Origin of the sequence: Paraburkholderia gardini (assembly GCF_907164545.1) — a bacterium.
In the GTDB taxonomy this organism is placed as follows: Bacteria; Pseudomonadota; Gammaproteobacteria; order Burkholderiales; family Burkholderiaceae; genus Paraburkholderia; species Paraburkholderia gardini.
The window spans coordinates 39,973-56,774 of the sequence record NZ_CAJQZB010000013.1; the positions used below are offsets into that span (position 1 = coordinate 39,973).

General features: G+C 65.2%; 13 protein-coding genes. 7 read left to right on the forward strand and 6 right to left on the reverse strand.

The features are described 5' to 3' along the window. Positions 1–10 precede the first annotated feature (10 nt). The 4 genes from LPA37_RS11670 to LPA37_RS11685 all read left to right on the forward strand — a co-directional run bounded on the left by LPA37_RS11670 (position 11) and on the right by LPA37_RS11685 (position 6,021). Entirely contained in the window at positions 11–2,131 is a 2,121-nt protein-coding gene (locus LPA37_RS11670) for an acetate--CoA ligase family protein (protein WP_229012621.1), read from the forward strand. Positions 2,132–2,157: 26 nt separating this feature from the next. Further along, the gene (locus tag LPA37_RS11675) at positions 2,158–3,324 is read left to right on the forward strand and encodes an acyl-CoA dehydrogenase family protein (RefSeq protein WP_228979651.1); all 1,167 of its coding nucleotides are present in this window, start codon (positions 2,158–2,160) and stop codon (positions 3,322–3,324) included. A 93-nt stretch (positions 3,325–3,417) separates the two neighbouring features. Beyond that, positions 3,418–4,641: a porin gene (locus tag LPA37_RS11680; RefSeq protein WP_228979648.1), complete on the forward strand. Its 1,224-nt coding sequence runs from the start codon at positions 3,418–3,420 to the stop codon at positions 4,639–4,641. Between the two features lie 36 nt (positions 4,642–4,677). Continuing rightward, positions 4,678–6,021 (forward strand): MFS transporter, encoded by a 1,344-nt coding sequence (locus tag LPA37_RS11685; RefSeq protein WP_229012622.1) that lies wholly within the window; start codon positions 4,678–4,680, stop codon positions 6,019–6,021. An 80-nt stretch (positions 6,022–6,101) separates the two neighbouring features. On the opposite strand, the gene LPA37_RS11690 is transcribed toward LPA37_RS11685, so the two are convergent. Then, on the reverse strand, positions 6,102–7,403 hold the full coding sequence (locus LPA37_RS11690) for a DUF1254 domain-containing protein (RefSeq protein ID WP_228979645.1): 1,302 nt from the start codon (positions 7,401–7,403) through the stop codon (positions 6,102–6,104). A gap of 247 nt (positions 7,404–7,650) precedes the next feature. Between LPA37_RS11690 and LPA37_RS11695 the strand changes: the two genes are divergently transcribed. Then, entirely contained in the window at positions 7,651–9,036 is a 1,386-nt protein-coding gene (locus LPA37_RS11695) for a DUF1254 domain-containing protein (RefSeq protein WP_229012623.1), read from the forward strand. An 80-nt stretch (positions 9,037–9,116) separates the two neighbouring features. Further along, a complete protein-coding gene (locus tag LPA37_RS11700) occupies positions 9,117–10,496 on the forward strand; it encodes an MFS transporter (RefSeq protein WP_228979641.1) in 1,380 nt (459 codons plus the stop codon). On the opposite strand, the gene LPA37_RS11705 is transcribed toward LPA37_RS11700, so the two are convergent. Both LPA37_RS11705 and LPA37_RS11710 read right to left on the reverse strand, forming a co-directional pair. Then, positions 10,454–10,615 (reverse strand): hypothetical protein, encoded by a 162-nt coding sequence (locus LPA37_RS11705; protein WP_228979639.1) that lies wholly within the window; start codon positions 10,613–10,615, stop codon positions 10,454–10,456. The two genes, LPA37_RS11700 and LPA37_RS11705, sit on opposite strands and share 43 nt — an antisense overlap. An 87-nt stretch (positions 10,616–10,702) precedes the next feature. After that, positions 10,703–11,464, reverse strand: coding sequence for a sulfite exporter TauE/SafE family protein (locus LPA37_RS11710; protein WP_228979635.1), 762 nt, complete (start codon positions 11,462–11,464; stop codon positions 10,703–10,705). Positions 11,465–11,548: 84 nt separating this feature from the next. Here LPA37_RS11710 and LPA37_RS11715 point away from each other — a divergent pair, with 84 nt between their 5' ends. Continuing rightward, complete coding sequence (locus LPA37_RS11715) at positions 11,549–12,454, forward strand: LysR substrate-binding domain-containing protein (protein ID WP_229012624.1); 906 nt, start codon at positions 11,549–11,551, stop codon at positions 12,452–12,454. 14 nt (positions 12,455–12,468) lie between these two features. Here the strand turns inward: LPA37_RS11715 and LPA37_RS11720 are convergent, their stop codons facing one another. From LPA37_RS11720 to LPA37_RS11730, 3 genes are all read right to left on the reverse strand, one after another. Continuing rightward, positions 12,469–13,335: a DUF72 domain-containing protein gene (locus LPA37_RS11720; RefSeq protein ID WP_229012625.1), complete on the reverse strand. Its 867-nt coding sequence runs from the start codon at positions 13,333–13,335 to the stop codon at positions 12,469–12,471. Between the two features lie 263 nt (positions 13,336–13,598). Beyond that, positions 13,599–15,506: a sensor histidine kinase gene (locus LPA37_RS11725; RefSeq protein ID WP_229012626.1), complete on the reverse strand. Its 1,908-nt coding sequence runs from the start codon at positions 15,504–15,506 to the stop codon at positions 13,599–13,601. Positions 15,507–15,550: 44 nt separating this feature from the next. Then, positions 15,551–16,258, reverse strand: a complete 708-nt coding sequence (locus LPA37_RS11730; protein ID WP_229012627.1) for a response regulator — start codon at positions 16,256–16,258, stop codon at positions 15,551–15,553. Positions 16,259–16,802 lie beyond the last annotated feature (544 nt).

Below are 16,802 nucleotides of genomic sequence, written 5' to 3' on the forward strand. Positions count from 1 at the left end.
AGTGGTTTCAATGCCCTTGTCTTCCAGCGAGCACGCCGCGCTCGACGCCCTGTTCAAACCCGCATCCATCGCCGTGGTCGGCGCGTCGTCGAACCCTGCGAAGATCGGCGGGCTGCCCGTCGAATATCTACTGAGCCAGCGTTATCCCGGTGCGATCTATCCGGTCAATCCGAAGCAGGATCGCATCCAGGGTCTGCAGGCGTGGCCTTCCCTGCGCGACGTCGGCGCGCCGATCGATATGGCGATCTGCGCCGTGCCCGCCTCCGGTGTCATGTCGGCCGTCGAGGATGCCGCCGCCGCGGGCGTGCGCTCCATCGTGATGTTTTCCTCAGGCTTTGCCGAAACCGGCGACGCAGGCCGGCGCGCGCAGAACAACCTGCGCGCGCTTGTCGAGGAAAGCGGAATACGGCTGCTCGGGCCGAACTGTCTCGGCTTCGTGAACAACCATCAGCGCGTCTATGCGACCTTCACGCCGGCGCTGAAAATCGCCGCGCCGCTTTGCGGCAACATCGGACTCATCAGCCAGAGCGGCGCGTTCGGCATCTTCGCGTTGATGCTGGCGCAGCGGCGCGGCCTCGGCGTCAGTCATTTCGTGTCGACGGGCAACGAGGCCGACATCGAACTCGCCGATGCGCTCGCGTGGCAGGCGCTCGACCCGGCGACGTCCGTGATCCTCTGCTATCTCGAAGGCGCGCGCGATGGCGACAAGCTTTGCGCGGCGCTCGAGCTCGCGCGCGCGCAGCGCAAGCCGGTGGTGATGTGCAAGGTCGGGCGCACGACGCAGGGCGCGGCAGCGGCGGCGTCGCACACTGCGTCGCTCGCCGGTTGCGACGAAATCTACGATGCCGTGCTGCGTCAGTACGGCGTCTACCGCGCGAACGATATCCACGAACTGTTCGATATCGGCTATGCGTGTTCGGTCGCGCCGATGCCCGCGTCGGACGCGCTCGGCATCGTGTCGATCTCGGGCGGCGCGGGCGTATTGATGGTCGACGAAGCGCACCGGCTCGGCCTGTCGGTGCCCGCGCTGCCGCAGGCGGCGCAGCAGGTGATTCTCGAGCGTGTGCCGTTTGCGTCCGCCGTCAATCCCGTCGACATCACGGGCCAGGTGCTCAACGACACCGCGCTGCTGGGCGACGCCGTTGACACGATGCTCGCGCACGGCGGCTACGACGCGCTGGTGTCGTTTCAGGCCGTCACCGGGATGTCGGCGCAGCACCGGCCGCTCGTCACCGATCTCTGGGCGCGCGTGCGCGCGGCGCATCCCGACCTGACGGTCGCGGTCGTGTCGATTTTCGACGAAGAGAACCGCAATTTCCTCGAAGCGCAGCGCTGCCTCACGTTCGAGGAACCCGCCGCCGCCGTGCGCGCGATTGCGGCATTGCACGGCTTTCGACGGCATTTCGAGCGCGCCGCCGCGCCCATTACGCTGCCCGAGCCGGTGGTCCTGCAAAGCGAGCGTCTCGACGAAGCCGCCGCGCTGCAACTGCTCGCCTCGGCGGACATTCCGGTCGTGCAAAGCCGCGCGGTGTCGACGGCCGGCGAAGCGGCCGCGGCCGCCGCGGCGATGGGCTTTCCGGTCGCGCTGAAAGTGCTGTCCGCCGACATCGCGCACAAGTCCGACGTGGGCGGCGTCGCGCTTCACCTCGCCGATGCGGAAGCGGTGCGTGACGCGTTTGCACGCGTCACGCAGAGTGCCGCGCGTGCCGTGCCCGGCGCGCGGATCGACGGCGCGCTCGTGGCGCCGATGATCGCGAACGGCGTCGAATGCATCCTGGGCGTGACGCGCGATCCGGTGTTCGGCCCGGTCGTGATGTTCGGCCTCGGCGGGATTCTCGTCGAAGTGCTGAAGGACGTGACGTTCCGGCGCGCGCCGTTCGATCTCGCGGAAGCACACCGGATGATCCGCGAGATTCGCGGCTGGCCGGTGCTCGGCGGCGTGCGCGGTCAACCTGCCGTCGATGTCGACGCCATCGCCGAAGCACTTGCCGCGCTGTCGCGTTTCGCGGCGGCGAACGCGGACACGATCGAGTCGATCGACATCAATCCGTTTATTGCCCGGCCGCACGGACAGCTCGCCTGCGCCGTCGATGCGCTGATAGTCGCGCGCGCCCCGCACGCGCACGCATGAAACGCACCGCATCGGGAGACAGCCTTATGAACGCGAACCAGACGCCGCTAGAAACGCTTCGCTTGCGCGTACGCGCGTTCATCGACGAAGACGTGATCCCGTGCGAGGACAACGCACTGGCGCACGACTTCGCCGCCCAGGACGCGGTCATTCACCGCCTGCGCGAGAAAGCGCGCGACGCCGGCGTGCTCGGCCCTGGCATCGCACGCGAACTCGGCGGCCTCGGGCTGTCGTTTCGCGAGCGCGCCGTGATTCTCGAAGAGGCGGGACGCAGCCTGCTCGGTCCACATGCGCTGCACGCCGGACCGCCCGACGAAACCAACATCCTGATGCTCGCGAGCCTGTGTACCGATGCGCAGCGCGAGCGCTACCTGAAGCCGCTGGCGGCGGGCGCCGCGAGATCGTGTTTCGCGATGACCGAGCCGCCGCCGGGCGCGGGTTCCGATCCGTCGATGCTGCTCACGCGCGCAACCCGGCGCGACGGCCGGTGGGTGATCGACGGGCGCAAGTGGTTCATCAGCGGCGCGCTCGGCGCGGATTTCGCGATCGTGATGGCGCAGACCGACAGCGGACCGACGATGTTCATCGTCGATACCGATACGCCGGGCTACCGGATGGTGCGCGTGATCGACGCGCTCGACGGCTTCATCAGCTCGCATTGCGAACTCGCCTTCGAGGGCTGCATGGTCGGCGACGACGCGGTGCTCGGCCAGGTCGGCGAAGGCTTCGGCCACGCGCAGCTGCGGCTCGAGCCGGCGCGTCTCACGCATTGCATGCGGTTCATCGGCGCGGCGCAACGCGCGCTCGATATCGCCGCGCGCTACGTCGTGGGACGCGACTCGTTCGGCAAGCCGCTCGCGCAACACCAGGCCGTGCAGACGCTGATCGCCGATTCGCAGATCGACCTGTATGCCGCCCGCCTGATGACGTACGACGTCGCGACGCGCATGGACGCCGGACAGTCCGTGAAGCAGGCATCGTCGATGGCGAAGGTCTTTGTCTCCGAGGCCGTCGGCCGGGTGGTCGACCGCGCGGTGCAGCTGACCGGCGCGTTCGGCATTTCGGGCGACACCGTGTTGTCCGCGCTCTATCGCGAGGTGCGCCCGTTTCGCATCTTCGATGGCGCATCGGAAGTGCATCGCGCCGCGATCGCGCAGCGCGCGCTCAGGCAGTACGCGACGCCCGCGCGTTAGAGACGCATTCGGGTTTCGAAATGGCCGTGACTGTTTCATCGCTCCGCACTGGTTTTACCTACATAAACAAAATCTGACATTGGAGACTTGTCCATGAAAATCCGGCACCTCGGCTGGCTGCTCGGCGCATTCGCGTTCAGCGCACACGCACAGAGCAGCGTTACGCTCTACGGGCTGATCGACATCGGCCTTACGTACGTCAACAACACCCAGACATCGCGAACGGCGTCGGGACTGCACGGCGCGTCCCAGTTCGCGATGTCCGACGGGAGCGCGAACGGCGTCGCGGGTAGCCGCTGGGGCCTGCGCGGCGTCGAGGATCTGGGCGGCGGCCTGCAAACCGTGTTCGTGCTGGAAAGCGGCTACACGCTGAACAACGGCGCGCTCGCCCAGGGCGGCGCGGAGTTCGGCCGCCAGGCGTATATCGGTTTGCAGGGCGGATTCGGCAGCGTCACGGTCGGCCGGCAATACGACACGTACACCGACTTCGTGCAGCCGCTGACGGCGACAGGCCAATGGGCCGGCTATATGGGCGCGCAGCCGGACGACGTCGACAGCCTGTCGAACACGAGCCGGATCAACAATGCGATCAAGTACCGCACGCCCGATTACCGCGGTTTCGCGGCGGCTGGTCTCTACAGCCTTGGCGGCGTCGCCGGAAGCGTGACGCAGAACCAGCTCTGGTCGCTCGGTGCGCATTACGGCGTGGGCTCGCTGCTGGTCGCGGCCGGTTACCTGAACGCGCGCGACCCGAACGTGTCGCTGTATGGCACGACGCCGAACAAGGGCACGACGACGGCCAACAACATCGGTTCGTTCGGCTCGCCCGCGACGCCCGAATCGTATCCGGTCGATGCGGGCTACGCGTCCGCGAAGACGACCCAGATCGCAGGCGCCGCGCTCCAGTATGCGTTCAGCCCGGTCACGCTCGGCTTCGTCGTGACGAACACGCGTTTCGAGGGGCTCGGTTCGTCGTCCGGTCCGAACCCGCTGGGATACACGGGTACCGCTGCGTTCACGAGCTTCGAGCTGAGCGCGCGCTCGCAGATCACGCCAGCGTGGCTCGTCGGCAGCGCGATCCACTACACGGACCGCAACTCCGTGAACGGCGACGGCGGCGCGAAATATCTTCAGCTCGATCTGGGCACGATCTACAACCTGTCGAAGCGCACGAGCGTCTATCTGCTGACCGTGCTGCAGCGCGCGAGCGGCCGCGATTCGCTCGGCCAGCCGGCGGTGGCTTCGATCAGCGGCTTCAGCCCGTCCACGACGGATCATCAGATCGGTGTGCGCCTCGCGTTGCAGGAGCGGTTCTAACGAGCGCATCTGGCATGCTGCGGTCAAGGAGGAAACATGTTCCCCATAGCAACCCGATGGCGCGGGTGGGTGGTCGTCGTGATGATGTTCCTGTTCATGCTGATCAATTTCGCCGACAAGGCGGTTGTCGGGCTGGCCGCCGTGCCGATGATGCACGATCTCGGGTTGTCGCCGCAGCAGCTCGGATTGGTCGGCAGCAGCTTCTTTCTGCTGTTCTCGATTTCGGGCGTGCTGTTCGGCTTCGCGGCGAACCGCATCAAGACGAAATGGCTGCTGGCGGTGCTGTCGATCACCTGGGCCGTCGTGCAGTTTCCGCTGGCGGGCACGGCGTCGTTTCCGCTGCTGATCGCATGCCGCGTGGTGCTCGGCGCGGGCGAGGGACCGGCGTATCCGCTCGCGCTCCACGCGACGTATAAGTGGTTCGACAACAGCAGACGCAACCTGCCGGGCGCCATTCTGCTTCAGGGTGCCAATACCGGCATGCTGGTGGCGGGTCCGGTCCTCACTTACCTGATCATTCACTACGACTGGCACAGCGCGTTCCTCGCGCTCGGACTGGCGGGCTGCGTTTGGACCGTCGTGTGGCTGCTGCTCGGCGAGGAAGGCACGGTCGACGATCACGCGGGCGCTTCGCCCGTGAACGGCGGGGTGCGGGCGTCCGTGCCTGTGCGCGTGCGTTATCGCGATCTGATATGCGACCGGACGCTGCTCGGATGCGTGGTGCTCACCTTCGTCGGATACGCCGTGCTGTCGGTGGGCTTCACGTGGTTTCCCGTCTATCTGCGTCTTGCGCTCGGCTATCCGGCGGCGGATGTGGGCTGGCTGTTCTCGCTGATCGTCTGCGCGGGCATTCCGGCGACGCTCGCCATCTCAGCCGCTTCGCAATGGATGGCGGCGCGCGGTATGAGTTCGCGGGTCTCGCGCGGCGCCATGGCGAGCGTGCCGATCGCGCTGGCGGGGCTCGCGCTGTTCGGCACGACGATGGAGATCGGCGCGGGCGCAAAGGTCGCGTGCCTCGCGGCGAGCAACGTGCTGAGCCAGCTGATTTTCTTCTTCGCGCCGCTGATGATCGCTGAAGTGACCCCCACGTCGCAGCGCGCGGCATGGCTGGGCATCAATGCATCGCTTGGCACACTCGCGGGACTGATCGCGCCGGCGCTGATGGGCCATTTTGTCGGCGATGCGGGCGGTGTCGCCGAAGGCTTCAGACACGGTTTCACCGTGCTGGGCTGCGTGCTGGTGCCGTCTGGCCTGCTGGGGGTGTGGCTGATGAATCCGGAACGGTCCGTGCACCGGTTGCAGCGGCTGTGCCCCGTGAACACAAACGATGTGCCGATGAGCGCGGCAGGCACGCCATCGCGTGGTGGAGAAGCGGCGTGATGACGGTGTAACGACTGCGTAATCGGGATGTTGCGTGAAAAGCGGCCTGTCCGGGTGTACCGGACAGGCCGCTTCGCCTGTCAGCCAGCCGTGCTTTCGTCGACTCGCTGGACAGCCGGAATGACGTAGTCGCGCTTCAGGATCTCGTCGCGCGGATGGTACAGGCGCAGGATCAGATAGAAGCGTCCTGAGGGCGCCGGAAGCCAGTTCGAGATGCCCTGTCGCGGTTCCGTGTGCTGGATGTGGATATCGAGCGATCCGTCCTTGCCGCGGCGCAGGTCGCGCGAACGGTCGCCGATGGCGTAGCGCCGGATCGGGTTGTCCGCGAAGAAGAAGTCGCTTCCGTAGATCGACACGGACCAGAACGCGTCGACGGGCGGCAGCTGTCCTGCCGGGAAATGCAGCACGTATTGCCGCGCGCCATCGAGTTGCTCGCCGTTCGCGTCGAAGTCGCCGAGCGCGTAGAGCGCTTCGTCGCTGGCGAGTGCGCCGAGGCCTTTCATCGCCGTGCACGCGCGCGCGAGGTAATCGGTGCCGAGGCGCCCGCCCGCGTAGTTGATCGACCACGGCAGCGCGCGACGGCTGCGCGTATGGCCTTCGATGAGCTGCGCGCCCGCCTTCGCAGCACGTTGCAGGCCCGCGAGCCGCGCTTCGCTGGCCGGTCCCGCATCGAAACGCTGGCGGCCTCCGAGACCGATGCGCGCGAATTGCGCGACGAGGCCCGCGTCGGCCGCGGGCGGCGGATTGTCCTGCATCGCGCGCGCGAGATTGTCGAAGAACGCGATGTCCGGGGACGTCGACGGCCGATAGTCGACGACCGACTGCGGCAGGCGGCTCCTGCCGGTCGCCGTCAGCGTGAACTGCGCCTGGAAGGCGCGCGCTTCATGCATGTCGTCGGGGCCGTCGATCAGCACGCGTCCCAGCACCCATACCAGATTCGTCGGACAGCGGATTTCCTCGGTGCCGTCGGGCAACGTACCGGACCAGCCGGGACCCACCAGCGCGAAGCGCGATGCGCCCGGACCCACGACGCGCGGGCTGAGATTGCGAAAGTTGTCGCTGTACGCGTCGACCAGTTCGATGACGAAATAACGGCCGGTCGGCGCGGGCGTCGCCAGCACGACCGGGCCGTCGGCCAGGTTCAGCCAGGCCATCGAATACAGCAGGTCGTTGGCGGGCGTGACGACGTCGCGGTCCTCATGCGTCCACGGCCGCGGACAGTGCGAAAACTGGTTGACCGGCGCGCGTCCGTATCCGGTGGGCGCATCGACGGCCGTCATCAGCGCGCACGTCCTGACGATCTCGACGAGCGGATAGCCGTAGACGTAAGCCTGAACGCCGGCAACGTAGGCCCATTCTTCCTGTGCAGTGCTACTGGTCATGCTGGAACGTCCTCCTGGGTGAATGCGGTGTCTACGTGTCTGCGCGGGCGGTGGGCAACGTACGGCGCCAGGGCCGTTTCACCAGCGATGGTCATCGCACACTGCGTCCACCCGCAGGGTGGTGTCAGGCCAGTATAGGCAGGGGTCCCGTCCAAAGTGTTTAACATAGCGAAACCCTGATTCCGTTATGCACTGGCTGGCGTAGGCTTGACCCCGTCTCTTTCGTCCTGTTTACGGAGCGGTATTCATGTCCCTTTCCACAAGCGAACGCGCCACGACGCGCGCGCATGCAGTTGCAACCCCGAACCCGGCGGATGATCTCGCCACGCTCGCCCGCGATGCCGTGATCTACACGCTGCCGCTCTACGAAATGGCGCGTTCGCGCGCGACGACGTGTCCGCGCCGCAACGACAGCGGTCAGTTCGCCGGCGAGAGCCCGGATTCGACGCTCTGCTGGATCAACCGTCTGATGCTCGATCGCCAGCTACTCGGTCCTCAGCACCGCAAGGTCGTGACGCCCAATAACGACACGCTGTACATCAGCGCGTGGCTCGACGTCGGCGAAGCGCCGCTGCTGCTGACGGTGCCCGACACGGCCGGCCGCTACTACGTGCTTGGCCTGCTGGACTTCTATACGAATCCGTTCAACTCGATCGGCACGCGCACGACGGGCAACGGCGCGGGAAAATTCCTGCTGTATCACCGCGATACGCCGCTGCCCGCCGATCTCGATCTGACGGATATCACGCCCGTCGCCTGCCCGACGCGCGACGTCTGGATGATCGGGCGCGTGCTGGTGGATGGTCCGCAGGATCTGCCGGCCGTGCACGCGCTGCAGGATCGCTTTCTTCTGACGACGATCGATGGAGGCCCCGCGCAACGACGCTTCGACGTCGGCATGGAGCGAAGCGAAACGGTGGGCGACGCGCGCCGCTATGCCGAAGTCGTCAACGCCGCGCTGTTGCGCAATCCGCCTCCGGCTGCCGAGCGTGCGTATTCCGGCCGGTTCGCCGCTGTCGGCATCGGCGCCGGTTTCGATGCGCCGACGGCCGCTGCGTCTGACGCGGAACCGTTCGCCGTGCTCGGTGCCGCGCTCGAAGGCGTGATCGCGGAGCTGGACGTGCCGCATCCGTCGGCGCTCGGCGGCGGCTGGTTCCTGACGGTCGATGTGCGCGATTCGTTCGGCGACGATTACTTCGCACGCGCGCATGTCTGCTGGAACTACATCGGCGCACTGGGCATCGAGGAGGCGATGTATTTCTCCGCGGATTGCGACAGCGAAGGACGGCCGCTCGACGGACACCACGCGTACGAACTGACGTTCGCGCCGGGCGGTCTGCCGCAGGCGCAGGCGTTCTGGTCGCTGACGATGTACGACAAGGCGTCGTGCATGCTGGTGGACAACGTCATCGACCGTTACTCGATCGGCGATCGCTCCGCGCACCTGCGTCATGACGAAGCGGGGCTGACGCTGCGACTGTCGGCGCAGGCGCCGCGGGACGCCGCGCTTCAATGCAACTGGCTGCCCGCACCGGCAGCGCCGTTCTACGTGACGTTGCGCGTGTATATCCCGGGGGCGGCGCACCTGGAGCAGCGCTTTTCGTGGCCCCCGATCCGGCGCATCGAATCATGAGAAGCCGGCGCGCGCATTGACCGCACCAATCCGGCATTCGAGACCGGACCGGCGCTTACTGTACGAATCAAGGAGGAGACATGTTGAAAGAATCGACCCGCCGATGGCGTGCGTGGATTGTGGTGGCGCTGGTGTTCCTGTTCATGCTGATCAATTTCGCCGACAAGGCCGTGATCGGCCTCGCGGCCGTGCCGATGATGCACGACCTCGGGTTGACACCCGGGCAGCTGGGTCTCGTCGGCAGTAGCTTTTTTGTGCTGTTCTCGATTTCGGGAATCGTCTTCGGTTTTATCGCGAACCGGGTCAAGACGAAATGGCTGCTGGCGATACTGTCGATCGTGTGGGCGGCCGTGCAGTTTCCGCTCGTCGGCGCGGTGTCGTTTCCGCTGCTGATCGCATGCCGCGTGCTGCTCGGCGCGGGCGAAGGGCCGGCCTACGCGCTCGCGGTCCACGCCACATACAAATGGTTCGACAACAGCAGACGCAATATCCCGACCGCGATCGTGCAGCAGGGCGCGAACATGGGCATGCTCGTGGCGGGACCGTGTCTGACGTGGCTGATGATTCACTATGACTGGCACGCGGCGTTTCTTGCGCTTGGCGTCGTCGGCGCGATCTGGACCATGCTCTGGCTGCTGTTGGGCGCGGAAGGCAGCGTCGACGAATCTTCGAAGCAGGATGCGACCGACGCGCCGCATTCCGTTTCGGTTTCCGCTCGCGCCGAGGTGTGTGCGCCCGCTCGTGTGCCGTACCGCGCGCTGATGTCCGATCCGACGCTCGTCGGCATTTTTCTGCTTTCGTTCGCGGGATTTCTCGCGCTTTCGCTGTGCTTCACGTGGTTCCCCGCTTATCTGCGGCTGGGCCTCGGCTATTCCGCGACTGACGCCGGCTGGCTCTTTTCGGTCATCGTCGGCGCGGCGATTCCTGCTTCGCTGGTGATGTCGTGGTTCTCGCAGTATCTGTTCGACAAAGGTGTTTCATCGCGCGCATCACGCGGCTTTATCACGAGCGGTGCGATCGCATTGACCGGGCTTACATTCATCTGCATGACCACCGGTATCGGCGCGCCTTTGAAAATCGTCTGCCTGACATTGGGTGCGTGCTTTGGCCAGCTGATCTTTCTGTTCGGCCCGTTGATGATCGGTGAAGTCACGCCGCCTGCGCAGCGGGGTGCGTGGCTTGCCATCAACAATTCGATCGCGACGCTCGCCGGATTTGTCGCGCCCGCACTGATGGGGCGCTTCGTCGGCGCCGCGCACAGCCAGGCGGTGGGCTTCGAACACGGATTTCTGTTTCTTGGCTCGGTGCTCGTCGCAGCGGGTGTGGCCGCGCTCTGGCTGATCCATCCCGAACGCTCGATGCGCCGGTTGCGCGGCATCGCCGCGTCGCGCAATAGCCGAGAACGTGGCGATATCACTCAGCCTGCGTGCTTGCCGGACGAAGCGACCGGTGCGGGCTGATCGATAGCGGACCGGGCGATGTTGTCGTGTTCCCGCATGTGACGGATCATGACGATCTTCGCTGCCACGCTGGCGAGGATCGCCAGCGCACCCATTGTGTCGAGCAGGGCTGAAATCATCACACGTCTCCTGGTTCACAACTTCGATGTCAGGAAGCGATGCGTGATTCGCCCTCCTGACAACGATAAAACGGCACGCCACGGCGATTATTTGAATGCGGGCGCATAGGCGCGCACGAAAAACGCCAGCGTGATGCAGACGGTCAGCAGCAGGGTGGCGGAGCGGATCAGGGCGGCCGGCGCGCGGCGGCCGATCTGCGCGCCGCCGTAACCGCCCACGATCGCGGCGACGAGCATCAGCAGCGTCTGCGGCCAGTGTACGGCGTGCGCGATGATGAAGGTCAGCACGGCCATCGCGTTCGCCGAACTGACGAGCAGCGTGCGCGGCGCGTTCAGGCGCTTGAGGTCGCCACTGTCGAGTAGCCCCCAGATCGCCAGCATCATGATGCCGACGGCCCCGCCGAAATATCCGCCGTAGACGCCAAGCGCGAACTGCACCGCCATCACCACCGAAGGCCGGATGTGGCAGCGCCGGCGAAGCCGTTCACCGAGCCCGCGTCCGAACGCGAGCGCGAGGCTTGCGACCAGAAGCAGCCAGGGCAACACGAAGTTGAACGCTTTCGGCGACGTCCACAACAGCAGCAGCGCACCGATGACGCCGCCCGCCAGCGTGATCGCCAGCAACGGACGCAGCGACACCGTGCCGATCGGGCCGAGCCCGTCGCGATATGCCCAGGCGCTCGCGACGCCGCCAGGGAACAACGCGACCGTACTCGATGCGTTCGCCTGAACCGGTGGCACGCCTGCCAGAATCAATGCGGGCAGGCTGACGAACGAGCCACCTCCAGCGAGCGCATTCATCGCACCCGCCAGCAATCCCGCACCTGAAAGTAACAAAAGCTGGTTCATTCGACGAATCGTAGCGACGGCTCCACATATCCGCAATCTGGCTTTTCCAATGTTAGACTTCGGCGAAACCGAAGGGAGGCACGCGTGCGATTCGATCTGACCGATCTGCGTCTTTTTCTCAGCGTGATCGAGCACGGTAGCCTGACTCAGGGCGCGCGGGCGATGAATCTCGCGCTGGCGTCCGCGAGCGAGCGCATTTCAGGGATGGAATCCGCGCTCGGCGCGCCGCTCCTCGAGCGCACGCGCCGGGGCGTACGGACGACCGCGGCTGGCGATGCGCTGGTGCGGCATGCACGTCTGATCCTCGAGCAGGTTCAGCAGATGCGCGGCGAACTGCACACGTATACCACCGGCCTGAAAGGGCGCATCCGGCTGTTGTCGAACACCGCCGCGCTCGCTGCGTTCCTGCCGCAGCAGTTGTGCAGCTTCCTCGCGAGTTACCCCGATCTTTCTGTCGACCTGGAGGAGCGTCCGAGCAGCGAGATCGCGCTCGCGATCGCGGAAGGGCGTGCCGAAGTGGGGATCGTCGCGGATATCGCCGAGATGACGACGCTGCAAATCCATCTGCTCGCGCGCGATCAACTGGTGGTCGTCGCGAGCACGAGGCATCGTATCGCCGGGCAGGCGAGCGTGGCGTTCGCGGATATCGTCGGCGAGGCATTCGTCGGTTTGTCGGATGCGGCGCTGGAAACGTATCTGGGCCAGCGTGCGTCCCGTCTTGGGCGGCAGATGAATTACCGTCTCAAGCTGAGAAGCGTGGAAAACGTGGGGATGCTCGTCGAAGCGGGCATCGGGATCGCGATTCTTTCAGAGGCATCGGCCGCGGCGCTGCGCCGGCCAGGTCTTGAGATCCTGCCGCTTTCGGAGCCGTGGGGGTCGCGGCAACTCCGTCTCTGCGCCCGCGATTTCGCGACGTTGACTCCGCACGCAAGACTGCTTGCGGAGCATCTCAAGGCGAGCAACGCGTTGCCGGAGGTTGCGTCTTCATAGCGGGTGATTGCGCGCTACGCGTTGCGTTTGCTCAGGCGTTCGAGCATCGCGATCGCGGCGGCCGGATTGTGCGCCTTGAACCCGCTGATCACATAGAGGTAGACATCGCGAGGCGTGTCCGCCGCGCTCGCGTCGCCGGACATATCGAGCCCGTCTGGCGTGCCGCCTGATGCCCATGTGCGCGCACGTGCTGTCCACTGATCCAGCGCGCTGCTGGAATAACCTTTCGGTTGCGCTTCGGTCGTGCCCATGATCCGCGCGTAGACGAACGGCGCGCTCGGGTCTGCGATCTGTGGATACTTCGAATCGCCTGCCATGACAATCGCTACCTCGTATCGGCGCGCGAGCGCGACGAACGCTGCGTTGCGAAAGCTCTCGTGCCGCACTTCGACTGCATGGCGGATCGTGCGTGCGTCGATGCGCTTTGGCAGGAGCTTGAGAAAGCCTTCAAAATCGTCGGGATCGAATTGTTTGGTCGTGGCAAATTGCCAGTTGACCGGTCCGAGCTTGTTCTTCAGTTCCAGCACGCCGCTGGCGAAGAACCGCTCGATGGAATCGCCGGCTTCCGACAGCACTCTGCGGTTCGTGGCGAATCGCGGCGCTTTCAGCGAAAAGACGAAGTCGTCCGGTGTTTCGTCGTGCCACTTCGCGAACGTGGCCGGCTTTTGCGAACCGTAAAACGTGCCGTTGACTTCGATGGTCGTCAGCTGGCGGCTCGCGTATTCGAGTTCGCGTTTCTGCGCGAGCCCTTCGGGATAAAACACGCCGCGCCACGGCTCGAACGTCCAGCCGCCAATGCCGACACGGATTCGCGCAGTGCTGTCCGCTGTTTTTGGCGTTGCTTTTGTCGCTGGCTTTGTGGCCGTCGTTCGTGTCGCCATTGAATGACTCCTTCCTGGGCAATCGATGCGCTCAAGTGTAGTAAATCAGCGAGGCGCGTGCCGGGTGCCGCGATTTCCTTGCAGGCCGACAACGTCGACACGAACATGCTGATCGACTGTCTCAGTGGCGTCGGTGCAGCGAAAAAAGAACTGGCGCGATATGAGTGGTTTTTCCCGCGGACGAACCCGGCGTGCGCGCGCCCTACAAAGTCTGAAGAAAAAGAAAACAAACGCTTATGCCATGCCGAACCGGGATGCGCTCGTTACGACGCAGTCGTTTCGGCGGCGGGCGCAGGCGTGGCGCTCGATCCATCGGTTCGTGCGGCGCCTGCTTCGCTGTCGTCTTCCTGCGAGCGCGCTTTTTCGCGCGGAAAATGCACGCTCAGTACGGTCGAGCCCTGGGCCGACTGAACGTTCAGCGTTCCGCCAAGCCGTCGCGTGCGGGCCCGCATGCTGCGCATGCCCGTGCCCGGATGGTCCGCCAGTGCGTGGGGATCGAAGCCCACACCATTGTCCTTCACCACCAGCCGCACGCCGGCATCGTCGCCATGCAGATCGATGTCGACGCGGCTTGCCTGACTATGCTTGAGCACATTCGTCAGCGCCTCCTGAAGCGTGCGCATCACGTCGAGACTGTGCGAAGCCGGCAGATAACACTGTTCGAGCCCGCTGACGCTCCAGTTGCATTCGATCCGATGGCATTCGAAGAGGCGCGTCAGCCGGTGCCGTAGCGGCCCGATCTGCGCGTCCAGCGCGTACTCTCCGGATTGATGGCTCGACGCCGTATCGATGATGATGCGCAGGTCGTCGCGCAACTCCTTGAGGATCGACAGAAACTGTTCCGGCGCGATGTCCTGCGGCGCGCGCTCGAGCGTTGCAATGCTGCTCACCAGCGTGCCGCCCAGACCGTCGTGAAGATCGTGCGCGAGATTGAGCCGCTCGCCGAGGCGCGCATTTGTCACTTCGAGCGTGTGCTGGCGCTGTAACGTCGATTCGAGTTCGGCGCACGCGGCCTTGATACGAACCGTGAGCCTGTCGTTGAACTGCTCGATACCGCGCAGATTCGCGACGAACCGCCAGGCCAGCACCAGCGCCATGCCGATCGACAGCAGCTGCGATGTGAGCGCGGTGTAGTAGCGGTTGTCGCTCAGGATGCCCAGGAACGTCAGCAGATCGTGCGTACCGGCCGCGATAAAGATCGCGATACAGAACGACAGGATGCGATGGTCGGTGCGGCGGCTTCGCCACGTGAAGAACAGATACGCGAAGCAGGTTGCGAAGTAGGAACAGGCCTGCATGATGGTCAGCGCCGCACGCATGCCGTTCATGTGGCTGTGCGGCGTCATCAGCATGGCAATGGTGCTGCACGCGACCAGTATCCAGAGCACGGCTTCGATGCGCGGCAGGCGCCGCTCGCAGAACCGCATGACGAACATCGTGAACGACGTGCTGTAGACGACCAGTGCAATCGAATTCGCGGCTTCCCATCCGTCGGTCGTCACGAACGGCCAGGGGGTCGTCGCCACCTGATTGAGCGCGACCCACCCCCACGCGAGCGACATCAGCGTGAACCAGCCGTATGGCGCTTCCTGTCTGCGCATCAGCCACAGCGACAGAAAGAAGCAGCCCAGCGTCGCGGTGACCGCAAGGCTGAAGAGCTGAAGATCGTGACGCAGCCGGTAGTCGCTTTCATAGCGCGCGGCGATCGTCGCCGGGTCGCCAATTGAAACAGGCCCGAGGCCCGGTTGATACGCAGCCTGACCCGCGACGCGAATCAGCAGCGTATTCGCCCCTTCGCGCAGCAGCGGCGGTGGCAGCAACTGGTGGCGCGGGGTGTTCCAGGCGCGCGTCAGCGGTTCGACGAGATGCGGGTCGCGCATCAGCAGCGTGCCGTTCAGCCAGACCGCGCCCGCCATGTTCAGATAGTCGAGCATCAGCGCGACGGGCCGCGTGGTGTCTGCCTGCTGCCATGTGAGCCGGTACCAGACGTCGCCGTCGAAGCCGGACCAGCGCCGCGACCAGTCGTCGGGTAACGAAACGGCAACCCATCCGGCGGCTGGCGGCGTATCGGCCGGCTGCGCGGCGCGTGCCGCCTCGATGTGCGTGAACGTTACAACAGAGGGCGATGTCTGCGCGTTTGCCGCGTTTGCATGAAGCAGGGCGAACGCCATGATGAACGTTGCCGCGAGCGGCCAGAGTGAATCATGCCGTGCGATCAGGGCAGCAAGCCATGCGTGCGCGCTTCGAAGACCGCCTGCGTGCGCGAATTCACCGCCAGTTTCTTGTAGATGTTCTTGATGTGACATTCGACCGTCAACCTCGACAGGGACAGCAAACCGGCGATTTCCCGATTGGTCAGCCCCTTGCCCACCAGCGACAGGATTTCGATTTCCCGTGCGCTAAGCGGCGAGGCGGTGACGGTGCGCGGCGCAGTGACGACCTCCGGCGTGGACGAAGGCGTTGCGGTGCCGACCAGGTCGAGAATGCGTCTGGCGACGAAGGGATCGATCGGTGCGCCGCCGCGCAACGCGCTGCGAACCGAGAGCGATATTTCGATGTCGTCGCGTTCCTTGAGCAGATAACCGGTGGCGCCCGCCTGCAGTGCGGTCACGATGATGTGCTCGGTGCTCCACGCGGAGATTACCAGAATCGGCATGGCCGGATCGCGCTCGTGCAGCGAGCGGATCAGGTCGATGCCGTTGCCGTCCGGCAGCCCGACGTCGATCAGCGCCATCGCGAACGGCTGGTCCGCGAGCAGCGCCTGCGCCGCGCCGATGCTGCCGGCAAACATGAGTGCTTCGTCCGTATAGCCGAGGGTCGCGAGGATGCCGCGCATCCGCTCCTGCATCAACGGTTCGTCTTCGACGACCAGCAGCGGGCTTGGGAGGATCGATTCGCTGACATCGGGAAAAGCGTGGCTCATGGGCAAAAGTCGTGGTTTCGATCGTGTGTGGTGGGGGTTTGCGCGACTGCGGGCGGGATCGCGGCCCACGCAGCAACATACCCGAAACAGGCCGGATCGGCCCGGGGATGCCCGGTTCGGGTTGTGTGCGGATGCGCATGTCGAGACTATCGGGCGTTGGCACTGCGTTGCGAATACCTGGTTCCTGGTATTGTTATGAATATATCCATGCGGTCAAATCGGGGCGTCGTCGATGATGCAGGCGAACGGATGAGTCAGCGCCTCACGCGACAGGAGTGAACAGGGTAGTTGCGTGGCGCGGATTCCGAAGCGCCGCGTGTGTGTTGGAGCCGACGCGTCCGCGCCCGGCTCTTTTTTTTGCGCGCGTGTCGGTCAAAGCCGCCGGTAGTCGAACGTCGTGCTGCACAACGCGCCATCCGGCATCAGCGCCCAGTGCGGCATGGCAATACGACGCCCGCGCGTAAACCCGAAAAACGTCAGCATTCGCACAAAAATGGGTGCGCGATGTCGCGATCCGGTCCACAATCGGCGTCTGATATACTAA

Excerpts from the sequence above, each read along its gene's own strand:
- LPA37_RS11725 (WP_229012626.1), bottom strand. The coding sequence starts at position 15,506 with ATGGCGTTCGCCCTGCTTCATGCAAACGCGGCAAACGCGCAGACATCG.
- LPA37_RS11720 (WP_229012625.1), bottom strand. The coding sequence starts at position 13,335 with ATGGCGACACGAACGACGGCCACAAAGCCAGCGACAAAAGCAACGCCA.
- LPA37_RS11710 (WP_228979635.1), bottom strand. The coding sequence starts at position 11,464 with ATGAACCAGCTTTTGTTACTTTCAGGTGCGGGATTGCTGGCGGGTGCG.
- LPA37_RS11685 (WP_229012622.1), top strand. The coding sequence starts at position 4,678 with ATGTTCCCCATAGCAACCCGATGGCGCGGGTGGGTGGTCGTCGTGATG.
- LPA37_RS11700 (WP_228979641.1), top strand. The coding sequence starts at position 9,117 with ATGTTGAAAGAATCGACCCGCCGATGGCGTGCGTGGATTGTGGTGGCG.
- LPA37_RS11675 (WP_228979651.1), top strand. The coding sequence starts at position 2,158 with ATGAACGCGAACCAGACGCCGCTAGAAACGCTTCGCTTGCGCGTACGC.
- LPA37_RS11705 (WP_228979639.1), bottom strand. The coding sequence starts at position 10,615 with ATGATTTCAGCCCTGCTCGACACAATGGGTGCGCTGGCGATCCTCGCC.
- LPA37_RS11680 (WP_228979648.1), top strand. The coding sequence starts at position 3,418 with ATGAAAATCCGGCACCTCGGCTGGCTGCTCGGCGCATTCGCGTTCAGC.
- LPA37_RS11695 (WP_229012623.1), top strand. The coding sequence starts at position 7,651 with ATGTCCCTTTCCACAAGCGAACGCGCCACGACGCGCGCGCATGCAGTT.
- LPA37_RS11690 (WP_228979645.1), bottom strand. The coding sequence starts at position 7,403 with ATGACCAGTAGCACTGCACAGGAAGAATGGGCCTACGTTGCCGGCGTT.
- LPA37_RS11730 (WP_229012627.1), bottom strand. The coding sequence starts at position 16,258 with ATGAGCCACGCTTTTCCCGATGTCAGCGAATCGATCCTCCCAAGCCCG.
- LPA37_RS11670 (WP_229012621.1), top strand. The coding sequence starts at position 11 with ATGCCCTTGTCTTCCAGCGAGCACGCCGCGCTCGACGCCCTGTTCAAA.